Source organism: Pseudomonas sp. BW16M2, assembly GCF_014268865.1.
Taxonomy (GTDB): Bacteria; Pseudomonadota; Gammaproteobacteria; order Pseudomonadales; family Pseudomonadaceae; genus Aquipseudomonas; species Aquipseudomonas peradeniyensis.
This window is the reverse complement of record NZ_JABWRI010000006.1, coordinates 210,441-233,978: the sequence shown is the minus strand read 5'-3', so window position 1 is coordinate 233,978 and position 23,538 is coordinate 210,441. Positions and strand designations below refer to the sequence as shown.

The 23,538-nt window shown below is 65.9% G+C and carries 21 protein-coding genes; 8 read left to right on the top strand and 13 right to left on the bottom strand.

The window, feature by feature from the left end:
- Positions 1–164 precede the first annotated feature (164 nt).
- From HU735_RS08675 to HU735_RS08635, 9 genes are all read right to left on the bottom strand, one after another.
- Positions 165–3,203 (bottom strand): multidrug efflux RND transporter permease subunit, encoded by a 3,039-nt coding sequence (locus HU735_RS08675; RefSeq protein WP_186713160.1) that lies wholly within the window; start codon positions 3,201–3,203, stop codon positions 165–167.
- 13 nt (positions 3,204–3,216) lie between these two features.
- Positions 3,217–4,359 (bottom strand): efflux RND transporter periplasmic adaptor subunit, encoded by a 1,143-nt coding sequence (locus HU735_RS08670; RefSeq protein ID WP_186713159.1) that lies wholly within the window; start codon positions 4,357–4,359, stop codon positions 3,217–3,219.
- 193 nt (positions 4,360–4,552) lie between these two features.
- Complete coding sequence (locus tag HU735_RS08665; protein ID WP_186713158.1) at positions 4,553–5,650, bottom strand: DUF1513 domain-containing protein; 1,098 nt, start codon at positions 5,648–5,650, stop codon at positions 4,553–4,555.
- Positions 5,651–5,652: 2 nt separating this feature from the next.
- Positions 5,653–6,717, bottom strand: coding sequence for an imelysin family protein (locus HU735_RS08660; protein WP_186713157.1), 1,065 nt, complete (start codon positions 6,715–6,717; stop codon positions 5,653–5,655).
- Between the two features lie 19 nt (positions 6,718–6,736).
- A complete protein-coding gene (locus HU735_RS08655; protein WP_186713156.1) occupies positions 6,737–8,158 on the bottom strand; it encodes a di-heme oxidoredictase family protein in 1,422 nt (473 codons plus the stop codon).
- A gap of 184 nt (positions 8,159–8,342) precedes the next feature.
- Positions 8,343–9,680, bottom strand: a complete 1,338-nt coding sequence (locus tag HU735_RS08650; RefSeq protein ID WP_050703879.1) for an imelysin family protein — start codon at positions 9,678–9,680, stop codon at positions 8,343–8,345.
- 159 nt (positions 9,681–9,839) lie between these two features.
- Positions 9,840–11,891, bottom strand: a complete 2,052-nt coding sequence (locus HU735_RS08645) for a GGDEF domain-containing phosphodiesterase (protein WP_186713155.1) — start codon at positions 11,889–11,891, stop codon at positions 9,840–9,842.
- Positions 11,892–12,212: 321 nt separating this feature from the next.
- A complete protein-coding gene (locus HU735_RS08640) occupies positions 12,213–12,809 on the bottom strand; it encodes a Fe-Mn family superoxide dismutase (RefSeq protein ID WP_050703881.1) in 597 nt (198 codons plus the stop codon).
- A 350-nt stretch (positions 12,810–13,159) separates the two neighbouring features.
- Positions 13,160–13,759 (bottom strand): LysE/ArgO family amino acid transporter, encoded by a 600-nt coding sequence (locus HU735_RS08635; RefSeq protein WP_186713154.1) that lies wholly within the window; start codon positions 13,757–13,759, stop codon positions 13,160–13,162.
- Positions 13,760–13,884: 125 nt separating this feature from the next.
- Here HU735_RS08635 and HU735_RS08630 point away from each other — a divergent pair, with 125 nt between their 5' ends.
- The 3 genes from HU735_RS08630 to HU735_RS08620 all read left to right on the top strand — a co-directional run bounded on the left by HU735_RS08630 (position 13,885) and on the right by HU735_RS08620 (position 16,732).
- Complete coding sequence (locus HU735_RS08630; RefSeq protein WP_186713153.1) at positions 13,885–14,775, top strand: LysR family transcriptional regulator ArgP; 891 nt, start codon at positions 13,885–13,887, stop codon at positions 14,773–14,775.
- A 49-nt stretch (positions 14,776–14,824) separates the two neighbouring features.
- Entirely contained in the window at positions 14,825–15,820 is a 996-nt protein-coding gene (locus HU735_RS08625; protein ID WP_050703884.1) for an NAD(P)-dependent oxidoreductase, read from the top strand.
- Between the two features lie 87 nt (positions 15,821–15,907).
- Entirely contained in the window at positions 15,908–16,732 is an 825-nt protein-coding gene (locus HU735_RS08620; RefSeq protein WP_186713152.1) for an ATPase, read from the top strand.
- Between the two features lie 65 nt (positions 16,733–16,797).
- On the opposite strand, the gene HU735_RS08615 is transcribed toward HU735_RS08620, so the two are convergent.
- Both HU735_RS08615 and HU735_RS08610 read right to left on the bottom strand, forming a co-directional pair.
- Entirely contained in the window at positions 16,798–17,847 is a 1,050-nt protein-coding gene (locus tag HU735_RS08615; protein ID WP_186713151.1) for an alkene reductase, read from the bottom strand.
- A 24-nt stretch (positions 17,848–17,871) separates the two neighbouring features.
- Complete coding sequence (locus HU735_RS08610) at positions 17,872–18,174, bottom strand: helix-turn-helix transcriptional regulator (RefSeq protein ID WP_023628827.1); 303 nt, start codon at positions 18,172–18,174, stop codon at positions 17,872–17,874.
- A gap of 151 nt (positions 18,175–18,325) precedes the next feature.
- Between HU735_RS08610 and HU735_RS08605 the strand changes: the two genes are divergently transcribed.
- Positions 18,326–18,910, top strand: coding sequence for an ACP phosphodiesterase (locus HU735_RS08605; RefSeq protein ID WP_186713150.1), 585 nt, complete (start codon positions 18,326–18,328; stop codon positions 18,908–18,910).
- A gap of 10 nt (positions 18,911–18,920) precedes the next feature.
- Here HU735_RS08605 and HU735_RS08600 read toward each other — a convergent pair whose 3' ends face one another.
- Positions 18,921–19,703, bottom strand: a complete 783-nt coding sequence (locus HU735_RS08600) for a lysophospholipid acyltransferase family protein (protein ID WP_186713149.1) — start codon at positions 19,701–19,703, stop codon at positions 18,921–18,923.
- Positions 19,703–20,458: an L-ornithine N(alpha)-acyltransferase gene (gene olsB / locus HU735_RS08595; RefSeq protein WP_028689712.1), complete on the bottom strand. Its 756-nt coding sequence runs from the start codon at positions 20,456–20,458 to the stop codon at positions 19,703–19,705. Before olsB ends, HU735_RS08600 begins: the two co-directional genes overlap by 1 nt.
- Positions 20,459–20,590: 132 nt before the next feature.
- On the opposite strand from olsB, the gene HU735_RS08590 reads away from it, so the two are divergent.
- The 4 genes from HU735_RS08590 (at position 20,591) to HU735_RS08575 (ending at position 23,538) form a co-directional block, all read left to right on the top strand.
- Complete coding sequence (locus tag HU735_RS08590) at positions 20,591–21,478, top strand: acyl-CoA dehydrogenase (RefSeq protein ID WP_186713148.1); 888 nt, start codon at positions 20,591–20,593, stop codon at positions 21,476–21,478.
- Positions 21,479–21,542: 64 nt separating this feature from the next.
- A complete protein-coding gene (locus HU735_RS08585) occupies positions 21,543–22,619 on the top strand; it encodes a serine hydrolase (protein ID WP_186713147.1) in 1,077 nt (358 codons plus the stop codon).
- Positions 22,616–22,912, top strand: a complete 297-nt coding sequence (locus HU735_RS08580; protein WP_186713146.1) for an amidase — start codon at positions 22,616–22,618, stop codon at positions 22,910–22,912. The genes HU735_RS08585 and HU735_RS08580 overlap by 4 nt, the downstream gene beginning before the upstream one ends.
- A 44-nt stretch (positions 22,913–22,956) precedes the next feature.
- Positions 22,957–23,538 carry a YceI family protein gene (locus tag HU735_RS08575; RefSeq protein ID WP_186713145.1) on the top strand — a complete coding sequence of 194 codons (582 nt, stop codon included), beginning with the start codon at positions 22,957–22,959 and terminating at the stop codon, positions 23,536–23,538.

The window sequence follows — 23,538 nt, the reverse complement described above, 5'->3', positions numbered from 1 at the left end:
GAACAAACCTGATTACGGACCATAATGTGTCAACCATGTCTGCGCACATGTGTCAGCGATGTGTCCGGTCTCTACAGATCCTTCAAAAAGGGACCCGCCGTAAGGGCGGAAAGGTGACTATGCGTCACCATCGCCAATGAATGCGCATACAAAACCAAAAACAATCACCCACGAACAGCAACCTCTCCCTTATGCGCCAAAACACTATAAATACAAGGCAAAACAAACAACGTAAACAACGTCCCAACCGACATCCCGGTAGCAATCACCATCCCGATATCAAACCGACTGACCGCCCCGGCCCCAGAGGCCAAAATCAAGGGCACCATGCCAAACACCATGGCCGCCGTGGTCATCAGCACCGGCCGCAGGCGAATCGCGGCAGCTTCCTCGATCGCCTCCCGTACCCCAAGCCCCCGCTCATCCCGTAGCTGATTGGCAAACTCGACAATCAGAATCCCATGCTTGGTGATCAGCCCGATCAGGGTCACCAACCCCACCTGGGTATAGATGTTCATGCTCGATACCCCCAGGAACAACGGCAACAACGCCCCGCAGATCGACAACGGCACCGTCACCAGAATCACCAGTGGATCCCGAAAACTCTCGAACTGCGCCGCCAGCACCAGGAAGATGATCGCCAGCGCCAGGCCGAAGGTCACCCACAACGCGCTGCCCTCCTGGACGAACTGGCGCGCCGTCCCGGCATAGTCCAGCGAGAACCCCTCGGGCGCCTCCTCGCGAGCGATGGCGCGCACGGTTTCCAGGGCCTCGCCCATGCTCACCAGCGGCACCCCCTGGATGATCGCCGAGTTCAACTGCTGGAACTGGTTGAGCTGGCGCGGCCGGGCACGGTCGCTGAGGGTGATCAGCGTCGCGAGCGGCAGCAACTGGCCCTGCTCGTTCTTCACGTAGTAGTTGTTCAGCCAGCCAGGGGTGGCCCGGTACGGGCGCTCGACCTGGGCGATGACCTTGTAGCTGCGGCCCTCCAGGGTGAAGCGGTTGATCTCGGCCTCGCCCAGCAAGGTCGCCAGGGTGCTGCCCAGGGTGTCCATCGACACCCCCATCTGCGCCGCCTTGGCACGGTCGATGTCGATCACCACCTCGGGCTTGTCGAAGGCCAGGTCGATGTCGAGGAAGGCGAACTTGCCCGACGCCTGGGCGCGCTCCTTGACCCGCTGGGCCACCTCCAACAGGGCCGGGTAGTCACCGGCGGTGTTGATCACCAGCTGGAACGGCAGGCCCTCGCCGGTGCCGGGCAGCGACGGCAGGTTGAAGCCGAAGATCTGCAGACCGCCGATCTGCTCAAGCTCGGCCTGCACCAGCGGCAACAACTGCATCTGCGTGCGCTCGCGCTCGTTCCAGGGCTTGAGCAGGAAGCCGCCGATCCCGCTCTGCACGCCGTTGAAACCGTTGATCTGGAACGACGAGTAGTACTCGGGGAAGCGCTTGAAGATCGGTGTGAACTGGTCGGTGTAGGCATTGAGGTAGTCCAGGTTGGCGGTCTGCGGCGAGCTGCTCATCATGAAGATCACCCCCTGGTCCTCCTCCGGCGCCAGTTCGTTGCGGGTGAACATCAGCAAGACCGGAATCAGGCACAGGATCAGCACGGCGAACACCAGCACCACCGGGCGGCTGTTCAGGGTGCCGTGCAGCAGGCGCTGGTAGCGCACCTTGAGCGCGTCGAAGATCAGGTCCAGGCGGTGGGCCAGGCCACTGGGATTCTGCTCGTGGCGCAACAGCAGGGCGCACATCATCGGTGACAGGGTGAGGGCGACGATGCCGGAAATGACCACCGCTCCGGCCAGGGTCAGGGCGAACTCCTTGAACAAGGCACCGGTCAGCCCGGTGAGAAAGCCGATGGGCGCGTACACCGCGGCCAGGGTGATGGTCATCGACACCACCGGCAGGGCGATCTCGCGGGCACCTTCCAGGGCCGCGTCGAAGGGCGTCTTGCCCTCCTCGATATGACGGTGGATGTTTTCCACCACCACGATCGCGTCGTCCACCACCAGGCCGATGGCCAGCACCATGGCCAGCAGCGTCAGCAGGTTCAGCGAGTAGCCCATCATCTGCATGAAGAACAGCACGCCGATCATCGACAGCGGGATGGTCACCACCGGGATCACCACCGAGCGCAGGGCGCCGAGGAACAGGAACACCACGACAATGACGATCAGCACTGCTTCGCCGAGGGTCTTGATCACCTCGTCGATGGACGCCTGGATGAACAGGGTGGCGTCGTAGGCGATGGACACCTTGAGGCTCGAAGGCAGTTCCTCTTCCAGCTGCGGCATGATCCGTCGCACTTCCTTGATCACCTCCAGCGGGTTGGCCGCAGGCGTCGCCTTGATGCCGATGTACACCGATGGCGTGCCGTCGAACGAACTGACCGTGTCATAGTTTTCCGCGCCCATTTCCACTCGTGCCACGTCGCCCAGCAACACCCGGCTGTCGCCGCTGGTCTTGACCGGCAGGGCGGCGAAGGCCTCGGCGGATTTCAGCTCGGTGGTGGCGTTGATGCTGGTGACCACGTACTCGCCCTTCACCTCACCGGCGGCGGAAAGGAAGTTGTAGCGGCGCACGGCGTTGGTCACGTCCACCGCCGACAGGCCGAAGCCGGCCAGCTTCACCGGGTCGATCCAGATGCGCATGGCGAACACCTGGTTGCCGAGGATCTCGGCCTCGGCCATGCCCGGCAGGGTGGCCAGCTTGGGCTGGATGACCCGGGACAGGTAGTCGGTGATCTGCGGGTTGCTCATCTCGTTGCTGTAGAAGCTGATGTACATCAGCGCCGAGGCATCGGCGGCCTCCTTGCTCAGCACCGGGTCCTCGGAGTCCTGGGGCAGCTTGTTGCGCACCTCGTTGGCCTTGGCCAGCAACTGGGTGAACAGGCGGTCGGTGTCGGCGCCGATTCGCGCGTAGACCGAAATGATCGAGAAGTTCTGCCGGCTCACCGAGGTCATGTAGTCGATGCCGTCGGCGCTGGCCAGGCTCTGCTGCAAGGGCTGGGTGATGTAGCCCTGGATAGTCTCGGCATTGGCCCCGGGGTAGGCGGTGGTCACGGTGATCAGGGCGTTTTCCATCTGCGGGTACTGGCGGATCTGCAGCTTGCTCCAGGCCTGCAGGCCGAGCAGCAGGATCAGCAGGCTGACCACGCAAGCCAACACCGGGCGGCGGATGAACGGGTCGGTGAACGCCATGGCCGCCTCCCGTTCACTTCGCGCCGGGCGCGGCGGGCTTGAGTGCGGTGTCGGCGCTGATGCGGATCGCCGCGCCGGGGGTCAGCTTGAGCTGGCCGGCGGTGACCACCTGATCGCCGGCCTGCAGCCCTTTGAGCACCACGACCCAGCCCTCGCGGCGCTCGCCGGTCTGCACGGTGAGCTGCTCGGCGATCAGCTGCGGCTGGCCGTTGGCGTCACGCTGGGCCTGGCCGTCCTCGCCCTTTTTCTCGCTGACCCGGTACACCGAGTTGCCGTAGAGGGTGTAGGTGATGGCGTTCTCTGGCACCACCACCTGCGGCTGCGGGTCGGGCAACAGCACTTGCAGGCTGGCGAACATGCCCGGCAGCAGCTTGCCTTCGGGGTTGGCCAGGGTGGCGCGGACCAGCAGGTTGCGGGTGCTTTCCTCGACCTTGGGGTTAATCGCGCTGAGGCTGGCGGGGAAGGTCTGCTCGGGGTAGGCGGCCACCTGTGCCAGCACCCGCTGGCCGAGGCTCAGGTGCGGCAGCGCCTGCTCGGGCACATTGAAATCGACGTAGAGGCTGGACAGGTCCTGCAGGGTGGCGATCACCGTGCCGCTGGCCAGGTAGGCGCCGACGTCCACCTGGCGGATGCCGATGGTGCCGCTGAACGGGGCACTGATGCTCTTTTTCGCCAGCGAGGCCTTGAGCTGTTCGACCACCGCCTGGTTGCGCCGGTACTGGGTGGTGAGGCGGTCGAACTCGCCGCGGGAGATGGCTGAATCACCGACCAGCTGGCTGCCCCGACCGAAGTCGACCTTGGCCAGCCCCAGGTCGGCCTGGGCGGTGCCGAGCAGGGCGGTCTCCTGGTCGCTGTCCAGTTGCAGCAACAACTGGCCGGCCTTCACCTGTTGCCCGGACTCGAAGTGCAGCGACTTCACCGTGCCGGCGACTTCCAGGCTCAGCTCCACGCCTTGATAGGCCTTGAGGCTACCGACCGCCGGCAGGCGCTCCTGCCACTGGCGCAGCTCGGCCTGGGCCGCTGCCACGCTCACCGGCGGCCGGGGCTGCGAGAACATCTGCACCTGCTGGTAGATGGAAAAGGCCTTGATGCCCCCCAGGATCAACACGATCAGCAGGACGACGGCCAACATGATCAGCATGCGGCGGCGCAACATGGTCCGGTTCCCTGGATGTGGGTTTGTTATTCACTGGGCACGACCACGGGCGATCCGGCCCACGTGCGGTGGGGGAAAGTATTGTCGGTTTTTGCGAAAAGGGGAGGGATAAACTTGTGCCGGCCAAATCGCGGGGCAAGCCCGCTCCCACGTCGTGGGAGCGGGCTTGCCCCGCGATAGCTTTTACGACAAATCAGACCAGATGCAGGTGATTGTCCCAGAAGCCCGAAGGCAGGTTCATCGGCTGGCCGATCAGCTCCGCCTTGCGGCAATCGTAGAATCGGCAACGCCCTTGCCCGGAGGTAACGACGAAGCCATCCTTCACTGCCCCGACCCCGGCGCAATCGGGCATCGGCGCGTCGAGCTTCACCGCGCCGCTGTCCAGGTCCCAGATGAACAGGCGATTGGCCCGTGGCGCGGTCAAGGCCACCAGGCGCAGGTCGCTGTGAATCGCGACGCTGGCGGTGTACTGGGCCATCGACTGCAGCTGGCGCTCCGGCACCGGGAAGGCTTTGAACGGCTCGCCCGGACGCTTGATCGCCAGCAGCTCGGCGGTCTCTTCCGAGCCACCCATGAACTGCTGGCAGGCGGCGATGGTGCCATCGTCGCCCACCGCCAGGTGGCGCACGCTGTTCATCTGCTGGGCCAGGGTCTCCTTGCTCAGCAGGGTGCCGTCGCGCTGCATCAGCACCAGGCTCGGCTCCATGGCGTCGAGGTTCATCTCCACCCGGCTCTCGGCCTCGGTGCGGATACCGCCGTTGGCCACCACCAGGGTCTCGCCATCGGGCAGCCAGGCCACCTCATGAGGACCGATGCCGTGGGTGGAAAGCTCGCCGCTGTGCACCAGGCGTTCGCCTTCGAACCGATAGACGCCCAGTACGCCACGACCAGGGTCGCTGGTGTCGTTCTCGGTGGTGTACAGCCACTCGCCGTCCTTGTGGATCACCGCATGGCCGTAGAAGTGCCGCTGCGCTTGCGAGGCGAGGGTCTGCAGCAGCCGGCCGTCGCGCAGGTCGACCAGGTAGCTCTCGGTGCCGGGCCGGCGCGCGACGAACAAGGCGATCGGCAGCGTCGGGTGGTTGATGATCGCATGGCAACGCTGGGCCACCTGGGTGCTGAACACCTGGGTGCCGTCCAGGCGAAAGCCCACGGCGTAGTGCTTGCCGTCGCCATCGTCGCGCGCCGACAGCAGCAAGGGTTCGCTGCCCTTGCCGCGGAACAGGCTCCAGCCGCCCAGGGTCAGGGCGCTGAGCAACACGCTACCGAGTTTCAGGGCCTGGCGTCGCAGCATGATCAGTCACCGTCGTTGGCATTGAAGCCCAGCTGGATGTTCAACGCCTTGGCCAGCTCGCCTTCGTGCAGGCGGTGGACGACGTTGAGCGCGTCGTAGATCTGGTTGAGGGTCTGCTTGCCGGCGTCGTCGGCCAGCAGCTCGCCCAGGGTCTTCTGGTTGTCGGCCAGCAGCTTGATCGCCGCAGCGTAGGCGTCGTCGATCTTTTGCGCCAGTGCCGCCTGATCCTTGCCCAGCAGGCCGCGCAGGCCCTGGTTGTCGACCCCGATCCAAACGGTCTGGGCGGCCTTGAGCGAGGCTTCCAGGCTCTTGATCGACGAGTGGCTGCGCCAGGCCTCGGCCTGCAGCGGCTGCGCGATTCCCTTGCTCTGCCGGCCCATCGGCGCGCCGAGTTTCTTCTTCAGGGTGTCCAGGGCGGTGACCTGGGCCCGCAGCAGGTCGGCGATCGCCTCGTGGGAGTCGGCGTAGCGCTGGTTGGGGAACTTGGTCATCTGCGACAGCATGCCGTCGGTGCTGTTCCAGCCCTTGAGGATCTCCTCGGCCAGGGCCTTCTGGTGTTCGCCGATGGCCACCAGCAACGGGCAGTAGCGGGCCTTCTGCTCGGCGCTGGCGATGTCCGGCTTGCTGTCGAACAGGATGTATTCGTAGGCCGACAGGCCACGCACCACGACGCTGGCCTTGCCCAGTGACTCGGCGGTGACCGCCTGCTCGCCGTTGACCAGCTGCTCGACCTGGCGGCCGACCAGGTTCTTCTTGTCGGGCCAGAACTGCACCTGCCACGGGCGATTGCCCTCGGCCAGCGGGCCGACCAGCAACGGCTGCAGCTCGGCCCAGGCCTTCTGCGCGTTGAGGAAGTCGGCGCGGGCGGTCTCCAGGGACTGTTTGCCTTCGCAGTAGGCCAGGGCGCTGGCGGCCAGCTGCCGGTCGGCTTCGACCCAGCGGCTGTAGGTCGGCAGGATCACCTGCTTGGCGATGGCCGCGGAGGTCACTGCCTGCGGATCTTGCGGCGAGCAGGCGCCGAGGGCGAGTGCGGCGAGGCTGGTGAACAACAGTTTGGGTCGGAACATGCCCGGCTCCTTGTGCGGTTTAAAGTGAATTCAGGAACGCCAGCAGCGCGGCGCGCTGCTCGGCATTGAAGGTCAGTACGTGATCGCGCGCCGCCTGGGCCTCGCCACCGTGCCAGAGCACGGCTTCGAGCAGGTTGCGGGCGCGGCCGTCGTGGAGGAACTGGCTGTGGCCGCTGACGGTTTCGCTCAGGCCGATGCCCCACAGTGGCGGGGTGCGCCAGTCCTGGCCATTGGCGGCGAACTCGGTGCGCTCGTCGCTCAGGCCCGGGCCCATGTCGTGCAGCAGCAGGTCGCTGTAGGGGCGGATCACCTGGCCGGCCAGTTCCGGCTCGGGCGCATCGGCGGCGGTGGTGAACTGCGGGGTGTGGCAGCCCTGGCAGCCGGCCTGGTAGAACAGGTTCTTGCCCGCCAGCACCTGCGGCGCATCGACGTTGCGCCGGGCCGGCACGGCGAGGTTGCGGGTGTAGAAGGTGACCAGGCGCAGGATGTTGTCGCTGACTTCCTTCTCGCCACCCTGACCGTCGCCGTTGGGCGCGGCCAGGCAATCGACCTGCGCCGCGGTGCAGTCGTCCTTTGGCAGCAGGGTGGTGGTCAGGCCCATGTCGCCGGCGAAGGCGTGCACGTTCTGCTGGTTGACGTTGGGCTGCCCGGCCTTCCAGCCGAAGCGGCCGATCACGGTCTTGCCCTGGGCGTCGTCCCAGACCCGGTTGGCGCGGCCGCGAATACCGTCGCGGTTGAGGTCGTCCGGGTCTTCGTTGGCCAGCAGGTCGGCCTCGGGGATGGCTTCGAGCAGGCCCAGGCCGATCATCGGCGGGGCGACCCGGGCCGAGAAACGGGTGTCCGGGTGCAGCGGGCCGTAGCCGAGCTGGGTGATCTGCAGGGTCGGGCGGCGCAGTTCGACCTGGTGGCCGTCCTTGAAGGTGACGCTGTGGTTGTCGTAACTCACCCGTACCTTGCCTTCCGGGGCCACGCCGGGGATGGCCATGTCCTGCAGCTGGGTGCCGTAGACCGGTTCGGGGACCACGCCCAGGCGCTCGATCTCGCGGGCGTAGTAGGGCTGGTCGGGGATCGACAGGCGCACCAGCATCGACACCGCGTTGCTGTCGTCCGGCTCCGGCGGATGGCCGCGACCGTCGCGCACGTGGCAGTTCTGGCAGGCGTTGGTGTTGAACAACGGGCCGAGGCCATCGCGGGCGGTGGTGGTGGAGGGGGCGATCACCCAGGGGTTGCGAAAGAAGCTGTTGCCCACGGCGAAATCCAGGCGCCGCTCGGGGGTGAGGTTGGCCGAGGGCAGTGAATAGGCGTTGCGGTCGCTGCGTTGCACCGTCGCCTTGCCGCCGGAGAGGGCTTCGCCGGGCTCGGCCTGGGTGAAACGCGGAGCGTCGTCACAGGCGGCGAGGGCGAGGGCCAGCAGCAGGGGGCTTAGGCGGAGCAAGGACATCGAGGATCCTGGGCATGGGCGAAAAACCGGCGTGCAAGCTTATCAGGCCGGGGGGGATTGAATAAGAGCAATTTGCAATTGCTGGATGAAATCGGTGTCAGTTGGCCTATCGGTAGGAGCGGTGGTGTTGCTGAAAAACAAAAAAGGCGGCCCGAAGGCCGCCTCTGCTGAACCGCGACGCTGATCAGAACTCGTGATCGGCGGTATCCGGGTTCAGGTTGTCGATGCCCAGCTTGCCCGCGGCCTGCTCGATCGCGCCGGTCTGCTTGACCAGCGAGGCGATGGCGTCACGCACGATCTGGTTGCCGGCGGCGTTGTCGGCGGCGATCAGCTGGTCGTAGTGCTCGCCCTTGAGGGCGTGGTCGACGATCACCTGGATCTTGGCCTCGGTGGCTTCCAGGTCGGCCTTGAGGGTGGCGTCGGTGGCCGGGTCGGCCTTGGCCACCAGCGACGACAGGCTCGGGCCGCTCAGCTTGGTGCCGTCGACACGGGTGTACTCGCCCAGGTAGACGTTGCGGATGCCCTTGGCGTCGTAGAAGTGCGAGTAGTGGGTGTTGTCGCTGAAGCAATCGTGCTCGTCTTCCGGCGAGTTGGCTTCCAGCGAGACCTTCATGCGCTCGCCGGCCAGTTCACCAAGGGACAGGCTGCCCATGCCGAACAGCATCTTGCGCAGGCCGTCGTTGGCTGGCTCGCCTTCGAGGGTGGCGCGGTAGTTGTCGGCGACGTTCGGCGCCCAGTTGCCGACCATCTCTTCGAGGTCCTTGACCAGCAGGTCGGTGACCGCTTTCAGGTAGGCACGACGACGGTCGTTGTGGCCGCCCGTGGCGCCCTTGCCCTCCAGGTAGTCGGAAGCCGGACGGTTGCCCGCGCCCGGGCCGGTGCCATTGAGGTCCTGGCCCCAGAGCAGGAACTCGATGGCGTGGTAGCCGGTGGCGACGTTGGCCTCCGAGCCGCCCAGCTCGTTGAGGGTGGCGAGCTTCTCGGGGGTGATGTCCTTGACGTCGATCTTGTCTTCGCCAACCTGGATCTCGGTGTTGGCGATGATGTTGGCGTTGGCCGCCGGGTTGCCCAGGGCGTGCTCGTAGCTCTTGTCGACGTAGTCGATCAGGCCTTCGTCCAGGGGCCAGGCGTTCACCTGGCCTTCCCAGTCGTCGATGATGGTGTTGCCGAAGCGGAACACTTCGCTCTGCAGGTACGGCACGCGCGAGGCGACCCAGGCGTCACGCGCGGCCTTCAGGGTCTGGTCGTTGGGCTTGGCCAGGAACGCGTCGACGGCGGTCTGCAGTTGCTTGGCGGTGCTCAGCGAGTCGCTGTACACGGCATGGACCATGTCGGCGTAGTGCTTGACCACGGCCTTGGCGGCCGCTTCATCGACAGCCCCCGGCGCCGCGGCGGTGGTGCTGGCGGCGGCAGGTGCCTGGGCTTGCGGTGCGGCGGCCTTGTCGTCCTTGCCTTCGCCGCAACCGGCGAGAGCGATGGCGATGGCCAGCAGACTGGCGGAGGCCAGAGGCATTCGAATCATTGTTGGTTTCCTGCGTCGTGTGGTTGGACCAAGGGTGGACCGTGCGCCGTGGCACGCGAAACCGCCACATCATGCGAAAGATTTGCATTTGCTGTAAAGAGTCGGGCGCGCATTTCATGCAAACGCCCGTTCGCGGTGCATCGCCAAGATCGGCGGGGCTTACAGGGCGGAAACCTGGTTGCGTTGCGCCTGCTTGAGGAAACTGGTCAGTTCGCGCGCGGACAACGGCTTGCTGTAGTGGTAGCCCTGACCCTCGTGGCAGCCCTGGGCGATGATGTAGCTCTCCTGCTCGGCGGTCTCGACGCCTTCGGCGATCACCTGCATGCCCAGGCTCTTGCCCAACTGGATGATGGCGCGAACGATGGTGGCGTCGTCGTCATCGTCGAGCAGGTCCTGGACGAAGCTCTTGTCGATCTTGATCTTGTCCAGCGGCAGCGATTTCAGGTAGCTGAGCGAGGAATAGCCGGTGCCGAAGTCGTCGATGGCGATCAAGGCGCCTGAGCGGCGCAGGCTCAGCAGGTGCTGGGCGGCGGTGCTGATGTCTTCCATCAGGCCGGTCTCGGTGACTTCCAGCTCCAGGCTGCGCGGCGGCAGGCGGTAGGCCTGCAGCAGGTTGTTGACCACCCGCGGCAGCTCGTTGTGGTGCAGTTGCACGGTGGACAGGTTGACTGCCATGCGCAGCTCGCTGAAGCCCTGGTCATGCCATTCGCGCAGTTGCCGGCAGGCCTGGTCGAGCACCCATTCGCCGATGCTGATGATGCTGCCGTTCTGCTCGGCCAGGGGGATGAACTGGTCGGGCGGGACCATGCCCAGCTCCGGGTGCTGCCAGCGCAGCAGCGCCTCGACGCCGACCACGCGGTGGTCGCGGTAGCTGATCTGCGGTTGGTACACCAGGTACAGCTGGTTGCGTGGCAGGGCTTCGCGCAGGTCTTTCTCCAGCTCGCGGCGGCGGCGCATCTCGCTGTCGACGCTGGCGATGTAGAACTGGTAGCGGTTGCGCGAGCGGGCCTTGGCCAGGGTCATGGTCTGCTCGGCCTTCTGCAGCAGCTTTTCGGTGCTGTCACCATCCTCGGGGAACAGGGTGATGCCGATGGTGGCGCGCAGGCGAATCTGCTGGTGGTCGAGGTCGAAGGGCGCCTCGAGATCGTCGAGGATGCTCTGGGCCAGTTCGGCGGCTTCGTAGGGCTGTTCGATGTTGGCCTGGACCAGGGCGAACTGATCGCCGCCCAGCCGGGCCAGGGCGCCGAGGCGGCCGCTGTGGGCGCGCAGGCGGTCGGCCAGGGCCAGCAGCAACTGGTCGCCGACCTGATAGCTGAACTGCTCGTTGATGCCCTTGAAATCGTCCAGGCCCACGCACAAGACCGCGACGCGGCGTTGCAGGCGGCCACCGTCGTCGAGGATCTTGTCCAGTTGTTGCTGCAACTGCTGGCGGTTGGGCAGGCCGGTGAGGAAGTCGTACTGGGCCATGCGCTGCAGGCTGTTCTCGGCCTCGTGGCGCAGGTGGGTGTTGCGTTCGATGGAGGCCAGCAGCTGGTTGGCGGTGTTGACCCAGAGACCCAGCTCGTTGCGCTCGTGGCCCTTGAGCTGCGGAATCTGGTGCTGGCTGGGGCGGTCTGGGTTTATCTGGGTCAGGTGGTCGATGATCTTCGACAGTGGCTTGGTCAGCAGCCAGTGGTACACCAGGTACAGCACCAGGCCCATGGCCAGTGCCCTGAGCACGCCGGAGATGAAGATGATCACGGCGTTGATCAGGAAGTCCTCGCCGTAGGAGGAGGTGTCGAGGGTGATGCTCAGGTCGCCGTAATACTCGCTGTACGGGCCGCGACCGACCAGCTGCGTGGTGTAGGTACGCTCCTGGTCGAGGATCAGGTCGGTCAGCCAGCGCATGGACATGTCCTGTAGCGGCCGGGATTTTTCCGCCAGCATGGTTTCGTTGGGGTGGCCGATGGAGGCCATGCGCACCGACTCGTCCTGGAACAGGCCCTCCATCACCTGCATGCCCATTTCCCGGTCGAGGCTGTACACCGCCTGGGTCGATGGGTCGCGGAACATGTCGAGGATGCGCTGGGCATCGTTGTTCACGGACTGGCGGGTCTTGTAGGCGTCATAGACGATCTGCGCACAGCTGAGTACGACGCCGACAGCCAGCGCCGAGAGCAGTACGACCCTCAGCAGCTTGACCGATAAGCTGTTTCGAAATTCCAGCTTCAATGGGGTTTCCTTAATCCATGCGCATGCCATTATTTTGCCATCAACCATGGCGGGAGACTATCGACCTGATACCCCGGCAGGCAACCCGTCCGTCGACGGAATTGCCCTTGGCTCTGTATCGGTCGAACGGTCATGCGACTTGAGTGCGCTGCGTCAACTTTCCAGAAGGTTGATGTTAGCGCGCTATGCGGTCTGAGCAAGAGCGCGCGGATCGGTTGCAAACATTTCTGTCAGGTATGTCGTTGCCGAATGCAACGGTGTCATGCCAGGCAACAAAAAACCCGGCACTCAGGCCGGGTCTTTTGCATTCAAGGCGAACAATCAGGCCTTGAAGGTCTTGCCTTCGAACTGCTCGGCAACGAAGGTCCAGTTGACCAGGTTCCAGAACGCCTCGACGTACTTCGGACGCAGGTTGCGGTAGTCGATGTAGTAGGCGTGTTCCCAGACGTCGCAGGTCAGCAGCGGGGTGTCGCCGCTGGTCAGCGGGCAGCCGGCGCCGATGGTGCTGGCCAGGGCCAGGGAGCCGTCGGCCTTCTTCACCAGCCAGCCCCAGCCGGAACCGAAGGTGCCGACCGAAGTCTTGGTGAACTCTTCCTTGAACTTGTCGAACGAACCGAAGGCGGCGGTGATGGCCTCGGCCAGGGCGCCGGTCGGCTGGCCGCCGCCGTTTGGCGACAGGCAGTTCCAGTAGAAGGTGTGGTTCCAGACTTGGGCTGCGTTGTTGAAGATGCCGCCCGAAGAGCTCTTGACGATCTCTTCCAGGGTCTTGCCTTCGAATTCGGTGCCTGGGACCAGGTTGTTCAGGTTCACGACATAGGTGTTGTGGTGCTTGTCGTGGTGGAACTCCAGGGTTTCCTTGGAGATGTGCGGCTGCAGGGCATCGTGGGCATACGGCAGCGGCGGCAATTCAAAAGCCATGGTGGATCTCCTGATTCAGGTCTGTTTGCGGTTTGCGCCAGGCCTCACGGGTGGCCTGATGAGCGTCGGCGAGTTTGTACCCTTTGCGACGCAAGGGCTGGATCATAGCACCGGCCCGGGCGCTTAACCACGCAACATCTGTGGGGAATAGAGGTTCCAGAGCGGTTGGCGGGGGCCGACAGGCGGACCCTTCCAGCGATGTGCAATCCTTGTAGGAGCGGCCTTGTGCCGCGATAGGGCTGCGTAGCGGCCCCAGGATTTCAGCGTGCATGCAAAGGTCGCCGGGGCCGCGCTGCGGCTCTTTCGCGGCACAAGGCCGCTCCTACAGGGACGTGCGTATTCGCTCTGGTTCAGTTGAAGATCAACTGCGCCGCCACCGCGAACATCATCACCGCCACCATCAGGTCGAGCATGCGCCAGGTCGCCGGGCGTGCCAGCCATGGCGCCAGCCAGGCGGCGCCGATCGCCAGGGTCGAGAACCACACCAGCGAGGCACTGGCGGCGCCGGCCACGTAGGCGCCGGGCACGGTCTGCTGGGCACCGAGGGAGCCGATCAGCAGCACGGTGTCCAGGTACACATGGGGGTTGAGCAGGGTCACCGCCAGCGCGCTCAGCAGCACCGCGCGGCGCGAGCGCACACCCTGGCCTTGCTGGTGCTGCAGGCTCTGCTTGGAAAACGCGCTGCGCAGCGCCTTGGCGCCGTACCAGATCAGGAACACCGCGCCACCCCAGCGCGCCACGGCCAGCAGCGTGGGATTGTGCGCCAGCACCGTGGCCAGGCCGAAAACCCCGGCGGCGACCAGCAGCGCGTCGCAGACCACGCACAGCGCCGCCACCGGCAGGTGATGCTCCCGGCGCAGGCTCTGCGCCAGGACGAAGGCGTTCTGCGCGCCGATGGCCATGATCAGGCCGAAGGCCACCAGCATGCCGTTGAGATAGCTTTGCCACATAGCGGGAACACTCCACGGGCACCAATGCGGGCATCGGCGCGGATCAACAAGAAAGATGTGGCCATTGTGGCGGCTGCAGCGGTATAAGAAAAACAAATAGAGCTGATCAGTCATTAGAGAAATCGATGTTCGACTACAAGCTGCTCGCCGCCCTCGCCGCGGTGATCGAACAAGGCGGTTTCGAGCGCGCCGCCCAGGTGCTGGGGCTGTCGCAGTCGGCCATCTCGCAACGCATCAAGCTGCTCGAAGCGCGGGTCGGCCAGCCGGTGCTGGTGCGTGCCACGCCACCGAGCCCGACCGAGGTCGGCCGGCAGTTGCTCAACCATGTGCAGCAGGTGCGCCTGCTCGAACGCGACTTGCAACGACAGGTGCCGGCGCTGGACGAGGAGGGCATGCCCGAGCGCCTGCGCATCGCCCTCAACGCCGACAGCCTGGCGACCTGGTGGGCCGGTGCGGTGGGGGCCTTCTGCGCGCAGCAGCAGGTGTTGCTCGACCTGGTGGTCGAGGACCAGGAGGTCGGCCTCAAGCGCATGCGTGCCGGCGAGGTCGCGGCCTGCCTGTGCGGCAGCGAACGTCCCGTGGCGGGGGCGCGCAGCCTGCCGCTGGGGTCGATGCGCTATCGAGCGCTGGCCAGCCCCGCGTTCATGGCGCGCTATTTCCCCCAGGGTTTCGCAGTCGAGCGGCTGGCCCGTGCCCCGGCAATCGTGTTCGGGCCGGACGACTTTCTCCAGCATCGCTACCTGGCGTCGCTGGGCGTGCAGGAAGGTTTCCTGCATCACCTGTGTCCCTCGTCCGAAGGTTTCCTGCGCATGACCGAGGCTGGCCTGGGCTGGGGGCTGGTGCCGGAGCGGCAGGTGGCCGAGCAGCTGGCCCGTGGCGAGCTGGTGGAAATCTGCGCCGATACTCCCATCGATGTGCCGCTGTACTGGCATCATTGGCGCAATGGCGGGCAGTTGCTCGCCCAACTGACCGACCATCTGCGCCATTCGGCGCGGCAGTGGCTGGTGCCCTTGTAGGCACATCGGGCGTCAGTTGCATCCGAAATCTGGCAAGGCGGAGTCTTACATGCGAATTCTGGTCACCGGCGCGAGCGGCTTCATTGGCGGGCGCTTCGCGCGTTTCGCCCTGGAGCAGGGCCTGGAGGTGCGGGTCAACGGCCGGCGGGCGGAGGGCGTGGAACACCTGGTCAAGCGCGGGGCGCAGTTCATCCCGGGCGACCTGGGCGACGCCGAATTGGCCCGGCGCCTGTGCCAGGGTGTGGATGCGGTGGTGCATTGCGCTGGCGCCGTGGGCACCTGGGGCCGCTACCAGGACTTCCACCAGGGCAATGTGGTGCTGACCGAAAACGTGGTCGAGGGCTGCATCAAGGAGCATGTGCGGCGCCTGGTGCACCTGTCGTCGCCGTCGATCTACTTCACTGGCCGTTCGCGCCTGGATATCCGCGAGGACCAGGTACCACGCCGCTTCCATGACCATTACGCGCTGACCAAGCACCTGGCCGAGCAGAAAGTGTTCGGCGCCCAGGAGTTCGGCCTGGAAGTGCTGGCGCTGCGACCGCGTTTCGTCACCGGCGCCGGCGACGCGAGCATTTTCCCACGGCTGATGCGCATGCAGGCCAAGGGGCGCGTGGCGATCATCGGCAATGGCCTGAACAAGGTCGACTTCACCAGCGTGCACAACCTCAATGAGGCATTGCTCGGCGCGTTGTTCGCCGAGGAGCAGGCGCTCGGCCAGGCCTACAACATCAGCAACGGCCAGCCCCTGCCACTGTGGGATGTGGTCAACTACGTGATGCGTCGCATGCAACTGCCGCAGGTCACCCGCTACCGCTCCCCCAGCCTGGCCTACGGCCTGGCGGCGCTCAACGAGGCGGCCTGCCTGCTCTGGCCCGGGCGCCCGCAGCCGACCCTGAGCCGCACGGCGGTACGAGTGATGAGCACCGATTTCACCCTCGATATCAGTCGCGCCCGGCAGTACCTGGACTATCGACCCAAGGCCGATGTGTGGTCCGCGCTGGATGAATTCTGTGCCTGGTGGCAGGCGCAGGCAGGGCAACGCTGAACCTGTGGGCGGGATGATGGTCATCAGTGCGCCGCCCAGGCGGTTTATACTCATGTCTCTTTGCTACCACCGCGGTTGAATGCACCCATGCGTAATGACGCCCACGATGATTTTGACGATGTGCCCACCCTGCGTGCCGGCACCCCCGATGACGAAGAACTGCTGCCCGCCCATGTGGTCCGCAGTCGCCAGAAGGCGGTACGTCCGCGCAATAACGGCCCGCTGTGGGCCTTGCTCGGCGCCTCGTTCATCGCCCTGGGCGGGCTTGGCTGGTGGAGCTTCCAGCAGATCACCCTGATGGAGCAGCAACTGGTGGCGACCCAGGAGAGCTTTGCCCGCATCAGCGAGGAAGCGGCCGGGCGTCTGCAGGCGATCAGCGGCAAGGTCGATGCCAGCGAGTCCAGCAACAGCACCGGCAGCGAGGCGTTGAAGCTGCAGATTCGCCAGTTGCAGGCCTCGCTGGCCGAGCAGGGCAAGCAGCAACAAGGCGTCGCCGGCCAGGCCGGCGACCTGGGCAAGCGTCTGGAGCAGGTGCTGGCCGACACCCGCGAACAGCAGAAGGCGGTGACCGAGTTGCAGGGCCAGTTGCAGGCGCAGCTCAAGGCGGTCAACGCGGAGCTTGCGGCGCTCAAGTCGGGCCAGGTGGATGGCGGCAAGCTGGATGGTCAGCTCAAGAGCCTGAGCAATGAAGTGGCGGCGCTGAAGAAACAGGGCAACCCGAGCGCGGCCATCGAGAGCCTGGAGCAGGATGTGCTGGTGCTCAAGAGCCAGGTGGACAACCGCCCGGCCACATCGGCCGGCGGTGCCTCGGTACAGGAGTTCGATGCCTTCCGCGGGCAGGTGACGCGCAATATCAGCACCCTGCAGAGCCAGATCCAGAACCTGCAGCAGCAGATCAACGCTCGGCCCTGAGTCCTTGGGGGATCGCGGGGCAAGCCCGCTCTCACGACGACGGGCCTGCCCTACGTTCGTTTCACTCACATCCGTGGATAGTCGATGTAGCCCACGGGCCCCTTGGCATAGAAGGTTTCCGGACGCGGCGCATTGAGCGGCGCGTCGGCGGCCAGGCGCGCGGGCAGGTCGGGATTGGCGATGAACGGAATGCCGAAGGCCACCGCATCGGCCTTGCCGCTGGCCAGGGCCGTGTTGGCGCTGGCCTTGTCGAAGCGCTCGTTGACAATGTACGGGCCAGCGAACGCCGCCTTGATCAGCGGGCCAATGCTGTCGTCGGCCTCTTTCTCCCGTGAGCAGATGAAGGCGATGCCGCGCTTGCCCAGCTCTCGTGCCACGTAGCTGAAAGTCTCGGCGCGGTCGGCGTCGCCCATGTCGTGGGCATCGGCCCGTGGCGCCAGGTGCACGCCCACGCGGCCCGGGCCCCATACCTCGATGGCGGCGTCGGTGACCTCCAGCAGCAACCGCGCGCGGTTCTCCAACGAGCCGCCATAGCGGTCGGTGCGCTGGTTGGTGCTGCTCTGCAGGAACTGGTCAAGTAGGTAGCCGTTGGCGCCGTGGATCTCCACGCCGTCGAAGCCGGCGGCCTTGGCGTTCTCGGCGCCGCTGCGGTAGGCCTCGACGATGTCGGCGATCTCTTCGGTTTCCAGGGCTCGTGGGGTCGGATAGTCGCTCAGTGGGCGCACCAGGCTGACATGGCCCTTGGGCTGGATCGCGCTGGGGGCCACCGGCAGCTCGCCGTTCAGGTACGACGGGTGGGAGATGCGCCCGACATGCCACAACTGCAGGAAGATCCGCCCGCCGGCGCCATGGATGGCCTTGGTCACGTTGTGCCAGCCACGCACCTGCTGATCGTTCCAGATCCCGGGGGTGTCCGGATAGCCGACGCCCATCGGCGTGACCGAGGTCGCCTCGCTGAGGATCAGGCCGGCGCTGGCGCGTTGCACGTAGTACTCGGCCATCAGCGCGTTGGGCACGCGGCCTTCGTCGGCGCGGCAGCGGGTCAGCGGGGCCATGATGATGCGGTTGGGCAGTTCCAGGTCGCCCAGGGTGATCGGGTCGAACAGCGTAGTCATGTGCAAAGCCTCGCGTGGATCAGGTCAGAGCTCTTGGCTCATTTGCTCGAGGAACGCCTTGATGGTCGCCTCGTTGCGTTTGAAGAAATGCCATTGGCCGATCTTCTGGCTGCTGATCAGGCCGGCGCGCTGCAGGGTGGCCAGGTGGGCGGAGACGGTCGACTGCGACAGGCCGCAGCGTTGGTCGATCTGCCCGGCACACACACCGTGTTCGGTGCTGTGGTGCTGCTCGGGAAACTGCGCGGCCGGATCTTTCAGCCAGTTGAGGATGTCTCGCCGGACCGGGTGGGCCAGGGCTTTTATGATTTCGTCGAGATCGAGGGGCATGGTTGGCTCGTGGTGTACAGCGGTATATCGCGATGGAGCGAAATATAAATCGCTGCATCGCGATATACAAATATGAAAGGGTTCTGAGGCAAGCGTCATTGGCTATATCGGCTCATGACGATATAGGTGCTGGCGGTGCTAGACTGGCGCCATGAACTACCTCGCGCACCTTCACCTGGGCGGCCCCGCGCCGCAACAACTGCTGGGCAGCCTGTATGGCGACTTCGTCAAAGGCACGCTGGAGGGGCGTTTTCCGCCGGCGCTGGAGGCTTCGATCCGGCTGCACCGGCATATCGACAGCTACACCGACAGCCACCCGCTGGTACTGGCGGCGCTGGCGCGGTTCCCGCGCGAGCGGCGACGCTTCGCCGGGATCGTGCTGGATGTGTTCTTCGATCATTGCCTGGCCAGGCACTGGGGGGAGTACGCAGAGCAGCCGCTGGCGCAGTTCACCGGCGACTTCTACAAGGTGCTGCTGGCCGAGCCGCAGCTGCCGGGCCGGCTGGCGCGGATCGCGCCGTTCATGGCGGCGGATGACTGGCTGGGCGCCTATGGCGACTTCGCCACCCTGGAGCAGGTGTTTGGCGGTATTGCCCGGCGCTTGTCGCGGCCCGAGGGGATGGATGGGGTGATGGGGGAGCTGGAGCGTCTGTACGAGCTACTGCTGGCGGATTTTCGCGAGTTCTATCCGCAGTTGCAGGCATTTGCGGCAGCGCGACGAGGCCGGTCCAGCTGACATCAACTGTTCAGGCTGCCTTGGCTTGGCGACGCGGCTCGACATCCTCGATGCCGAACAACGCCAGACGCACCGCCTGCTGTGCCTGAAACGCCAGCGCCGCGCGCTCCTGGCCTTCGCTGCCGATCGGCGCTAACAGGTGGATCACCACCTCGCCCCGGTCTCGCCCGAACAGCCGCATCAGATGGGACACCAGATCGTCCTCGCCAATGAACGGCGCAATTGGATCGGGTTGGCCTGCGCGCAGATACTGGATCGCCACTGGCTGCAGCGGCGTGCCCTGGTCGATGGCACCGGCCAGCAGGCGGCCATGGAAGGTGCGCAGGGTGCGACCGTCGGTGGTGGTGCCCTCCGGGAAGATCAGCAGGGGACATTGCTCGCCCAGTTGATCGCTGATCTGCTGGCGCAGGCGCTGGGCATCGCCACCGCCACGGCGGATGAACAGGGTCCCGGCCTTCTCGGCCAGCCAGCCGGCCACCGGCCAGTGCCGCACCTCGGCCTTGGACAGGAACGACAGCGGCGTGAGCATGCCGAGCAGCGGGATGTCGGTCCATGAGACATGGTTGCAGACCCACAGCATCGGCCGTTGTGGCAGTTCACCCCTGACCTTTACCTCGAAGGGCAGGGCGGCAACCAGGCGGCCCATGAACAGGCGTGTCCAGCGCTGGCGGCGTTCGATCGAGGCCTTCAGGCCCAGGCGTTCGCCAAGGGCGATGATGCTGGCCATTGCCAGCCCCAGCGCCAGTACCAGGAACAACCGCAGCAGGCGGGCAGTGGCCCGCAGGCGCGGCATCAGACCGCCGCCTTGAAGTGACGGGCGTAGCGCGGGCAGAGGTCGTCGCGTTTGAGCAGGATGAACACGTCGGCGACCTGGAAGTCCTCGTCCCAGCAAGGCTCGCCGCAGATCTTCGCGCCCAGGCGCATGTAGGCCTTGAGCAGCGGCGGCATCTCGGCGATGACGTTGTTCGGCAGCGGCAGGCTCGGCAGTGGGTTCTTCGGTTCGGCGCGCAGGTGCTCGGTGCACAGGTAGCGTTCGCGCAGGCGTTGCATGATCGCGTGGGCCTGCACGCCGCCGTCCTGCATGGGGATGCTGGCGCAACCCATCAGGTAGCTGTAGCGGCCTTCGTTGAGCACTTCGGCCAGCTCGCTCCAGAGCACGGCGATGGTGCCGCCGTTGCGGTAGGCCGGGTCGACGCAGGTGCGGCCCAGTTCGAGGATCGGGCCCTGCAGCTGCAACAGTCCGTGCAGGCTGAATTCTTCTTCACTGTAGAAGCGGCCCAGGCTGCTGGCGGCCTGGTGGTCGAGCAGGCGGGTGGTGGCGACCAGCTGGCCGGTGGCCAGGTCGCGTACGCCGATATGGCGGCAGTGGATGTCGTAGTCGTCCATGTCCAGGCCGTGTTCGGCGCCCTTGAGCTTGGCCTTGAATTCGGCGCTGAACACCTTGAAGCGCAGGGCCTGTGCTTCCTGCAGGGCCGCGGCGCCGACCAGGCGTTCGGCTTGCAGACGGCGTTCAGTGCTGTTGTCGCCAGAGCGAGCGATCCGAGTCATTGCGAGTCTCCATAAGCCAGCCAAAGGGTTGCGGCCGGTCGGCTTTGTTGTGCAAAGTCAGCCTAGGTACGCCCGGTGTCACCCCTGTGAATCTTTGGTGATGCTTGCGTGACACCCCACAAGGAGCTTGCGATGGCCTGGTTGCAACGACTCAACGACCCCTTGCGCCACCCGCTGGCGGCGACCCTGGGGGAAACCTACGCGGTGGTGCTCGAGCGCCTGGGTGCCGTCGCGCCGTTCGAGCTGGCGGTGCTGGGTGGGCGCGCCATGGCCACGCCGGGCCTGGCGTTCCTGCTCGGTTACCAGGCGGCGCTGCGCGTGCTCTGGCCCAGCGCGCCCGCCAGCCTGGGGGCGTTGTGCGCCACCGAGCGGCGCAGCGTGCGCCCGGCGGACATGCACACCCGTCTCGATGGCTTGCGCCTGACCGGCAGCAAGGACTTCGTCACCGCCGGGCTGGATGCTGAATGGCTGTTGGTGGCGGCGCGTCATGAAGGGCCGGGCGAGGCGCCGCGGTTGCAACTGGCGGTGGTCTATCCGGGGGAGCCCGGTGTCAGCCTCGAGGCCTTGCCGACCCTGCCGTTGATGCCCGAAGTCGGCCATGGCCGGCTGCTGCTCAAGGAGGCAGCGTGCGAGTTGCTCGCCGGCGATGGCTGGGACGCCTACGTCAAACCGTTCCGCTCCCTTGAAGATCTTTATGTGCTCGCCGCGCTGGTGGCCTGGCTGCACGGCGTGGCCCAGGAATGCGCCTGGCCGCAGGACCTGCGGCTGCGGCTGATCGGGCTGCTGGCCGGTTGTGCCGAGGGCAGCCGGCAATGCCCGGACAGTGTGGCCTGCCACTTGCTGCTGGGTGGCCTGTTTGCCCAGTTCCAGGGTTTGCGAGGGGAGATCGACCAGGCGTTGGCCGCAGGGCCCGAGCATTGGGCGCAATTGTGGCAGCGCGACCAGGGCCTGCTGGCGCTGGCCGGCGTGGCCCGTGACAAACGCCTGGCCAAGGCGTGGAGTGCCGCCGGACTGTCATGAAAGCCTGAGAGGCTGGGGGAATCTTTGAACCTGGGCTGCTCAGCAGCTCTTTGTAGGACTCCCCATGAAGGCAGTGATGCTTGCCCTGGCCATGACCGCTGCCTCGGCCTTGGCCGAAGACTGGCCCTCGACGCAGTGGCCAGTCGATAATGCCGTCATCGACTGGCAGGCCGTCGACACCTATGCCTTCGCGCCGCGCGCTGCCGAACGCGGAGGCATTCGCACCGACGCGCTGTTGATTATCCGCGATGGCCGTATTCTCCATGAGCGCTATACCGAACCAACCCGCGCCGACACGCCGCACCTGACCTGGTCGGTAAGCAAGAGCGTGCTGGCCACGGTCATGGGGGTGGCCTACGGCGAGGGGCGCTTCAAGCTCGATGACCCGGCCGCTCGCTACTACCCGGCCCTGCAGGGACATCCCGGACTGCGCCTGATCGACCTGCTGCACTGGGCCAGCGGCCTGGCCTGGCAGGAGGATTATGAATACGCGCCCTTGAAGTCGTCGGTGGTGGCCATGCTTTATACCCGCGGCCGTGCCGACATGGCGGCCTACACGGCGGCCATGCCCGCCACCAGTGCGCCCGGCACGCATTTCGCCTACTCCAGCGGCGACAGCAACCTGCTCGCCGCCAGCCTGCGCGGCATGCTCGACCCCGCGCGCTATGCCGACTACCCCTGGCAGGCCCTGTTCACTCCGCTGGGGATCGATAGCGCGGTCTGGGAACGGGATGGCGTGGGTACCTATGTCGGTTCCTCCTATCTTTATCTCGATGCACGCGACCTGGCGCGCATCGGCCTGCTGATGCAGCGCGACGGTCGCTGGCGCGAGGACCGGTTGCTGCCGGCCGAGTGGGTGGCGTTCAACCGCACCCTGTTCAACGCCGCCCGGCCGGTGCCGGGCGAAGCCAACCCCGGCGGCCACTGGTGGCTCAACCAGCCGCTGCCCGGGCAGCCGGCGCCGTGGCCGGATGCGCCAACGGACACCTTCGCCGCGCTCGGCCATTGGGGCCAGGCGCTCTATGTGCTGCCCTCGCGCAAGCTGGTGATCGTGCGCTACGCCGATGACCGCGACGCCAGCTTCAGCCACAACGAACTGCTCAAGCGGGTGCTGGCCGCCGTGGCCGGGGAGGGGGCATGAAGCGGGTCGTGCTCGTGCTGTTGCTGGCCGGGTTGGCCTGGGCCTGGCATGAGCGCCAGGCGCTGGCGGACTTCCCGGGCATTCTCTCGGCCTATTCGGCGAAGGAGTACTGCTCGTGCCGCTTCGTCATGGGCTTTGCTGAAACCTACTGCCGAGGCTATGTACAGCAGTACCTGCCCTTGAGCCTGCTGGAGGAGGACGGCGCCCGGCGCCTGGTAACCGCCGAGGGCCTGGGCCGGCGCAACCAGGCCGTCTGGCAGGGCGTGCGCGAGGGTTGCCGCTTGCTGCCGTGAAACCGTGCGGGTAAGGTTGACGGCCTTGATTTACAGGATTTCACATGTTCAAGCCGTCCCGCCTGCTGCCCGCCCTCCTGCTCGCCCTGTGCCTGCCCGCTCATGCCAACTGGCACCTGGACGGCGAGTCCTCGCGCCTGTCCTTCGTCACCGGCAAGAACGGCAATATCGCCGAGGTCAACCGATTCCTGGTGCTGCACGGCAAGGTCGACCGCAAGGGCGCGGCCGAGGTGAGCATCGAGATGGACTCGATCAGCAGCGGTATCCCGTTGCGCGACGAGCGCATGCGCGACAACCTGTTCGCCTTCGAGCAGTTCCCCGAGGCCACGGTACAGGCACAAATCGACCTGCGTCCGATCAACGACCTGGCCAGTGGCGCGCAGCTGGAGCTGCGCCTGCCGGTCAGCGTCACCCTGCATGGCCAGACCCGCAGCTACAACACCCTGCTGCTGGCCACGCGCCTGGACGAGCGACGTTTCCAGGTGGTGACCCTCGAGCCGCTGATCCTGCGCGCCTCGGACTTCGGCCTGCTGCCGGGCCTGGAACGCCTGCGCAAGCTGGCCGGGCTCAAGTCGATCAACCCCTCGGTGCCGGTGAGCGCGGTGCTGATCTTCACCGCCCGCTGA

What these genes read in the sequence shown, in the direction of transcription:
- HU735_RS08605 (WP_186713150.1), top strand. Translation starts at nt 18,326, where the DNA reads ATGAACTACCTCGCGCACCTTCACCTGGGCGGCCCCGCGCCGCAACAA.
- HU735_RS08665 (WP_186713158.1), bottom strand. Translation starts at nt 5,650, where the DNA reads ATGCTGCGACGCCAGGCCCTGAAACTCGGTAGCGTGTTGCTCAGCGCC.
- HU735_RS08675 (WP_186713160.1), bottom strand. Translation starts at nt 3,203, where the DNA reads ATGGCGTTCACCGACCCGTTCATCCGCCGCCCGGTGTTGGCTTGCGTG.
- HU735_RS08610 (WP_023628827.1), bottom strand. Translation starts at nt 18,174, where the DNA reads ATGCCCCTCGATCTCGACGAAATCATAAAAGCCCTGGCCCACCCGGTC.
- HU735_RS08600 (WP_186713149.1), bottom strand. Translation starts at nt 19,703, where the DNA reads ATGCCGCGCCTGCGGGCCACTGCCCGCCTGCTGCGGTTGTTCCTGGTA.
- HU735_RS08630 (WP_186713153.1), top strand. Translation starts at nt 13,885, where the DNA reads ATGTTCGACTACAAGCTGCTCGCCGCCCTCGCCGCGGTGATCGAACAA.
- olsB (WP_028689712.1), bottom strand. Translation starts at nt 20,458, where the DNA reads ATGACTCGGATCGCTCGCTCTGGCGACAACAGCACTGAACGCCGTCTG.
- HU735_RS08660 (WP_186713157.1), bottom strand. Translation starts at nt 6,717, where the DNA reads ATGTTCCGACCCAAACTGTTGTTCACCAGCCTCGCCGCACTCGCCCTC.
- HU735_RS08635 (WP_186713154.1), bottom strand. Translation starts at nt 13,759, where the DNA reads ATGTGGCAAAGCTATCTCAACGGCATGCTGGTGGCCTTCGGCCTGATC.
- HU735_RS08650 (WP_050703879.1), bottom strand. Translation starts at nt 9,680, where the DNA reads ATGATTCGAATGCCTCTGGCCTCCGCCAGTCTGCTGGCCATCGCCATC.
- HU735_RS08625 (WP_050703884.1), top strand. Translation starts at nt 14,825, where the DNA reads ATGCGAATTCTGGTCACCGGCGCGAGCGGCTTCATTGGCGGGCGCTTC.
- HU735_RS08585 (WP_186713147.1), top strand. Translation starts at nt 21,543, where the DNA reads ATGAAGGCAGTGATGCTTGCCCTGGCCATGACCGCTGCCTCGGCCTTG.
- HU735_RS08590 (WP_186713148.1), top strand. Translation starts at nt 20,591, where the DNA reads ATGGCCTGGTTGCAACGACTCAACGACCCCTTGCGCCACCCGCTGGCG.
- HU735_RS08580 (WP_186713146.1), top strand. Translation starts at nt 22,616, where the DNA reads ATGAAGCGGGTCGTGCTCGTGCTGTTGCTGGCCGGGTTGGCCTGGGCC.
- HU735_RS08670 (WP_186713159.1), bottom strand. Translation starts at nt 4,359, where the DNA reads ATGTTGCGCCGCCGCATGCTGATCATGTTGGCCGTCGTCCTGCTGATC.
- HU735_RS08615 (WP_186713151.1), bottom strand. Translation starts at nt 17,847, where the DNA reads ATGACTACGCTGTTCGACCCGATCACCCTGGGCGACCTGGAACTGCCC.
- HU735_RS08655 (WP_186713156.1), bottom strand. Translation starts at nt 8,158, where the DNA reads ATGTCCTTGCTCCGCCTAAGCCCCCTGCTGCTGGCCCTCGCCCTCGCC.
- HU735_RS08640 (WP_050703881.1), bottom strand. Translation starts at nt 12,809, where the DNA reads ATGGCTTTTGAATTGCCGCCGCTGCCGTATGCCCACGATGCCCTGCAG.
- HU735_RS08575 (WP_186713145.1), top strand. Translation starts at nt 22,957, where the DNA reads ATGTTCAAGCCGTCCCGCCTGCTGCCCGCCCTCCTGCTCGCCCTGTGC.
- HU735_RS08620 (WP_186713152.1), top strand. Translation starts at nt 15,908, where the DNA reads ATGCGTAATGACGCCCACGATGATTTTGACGATGTGCCCACCCTGCGT.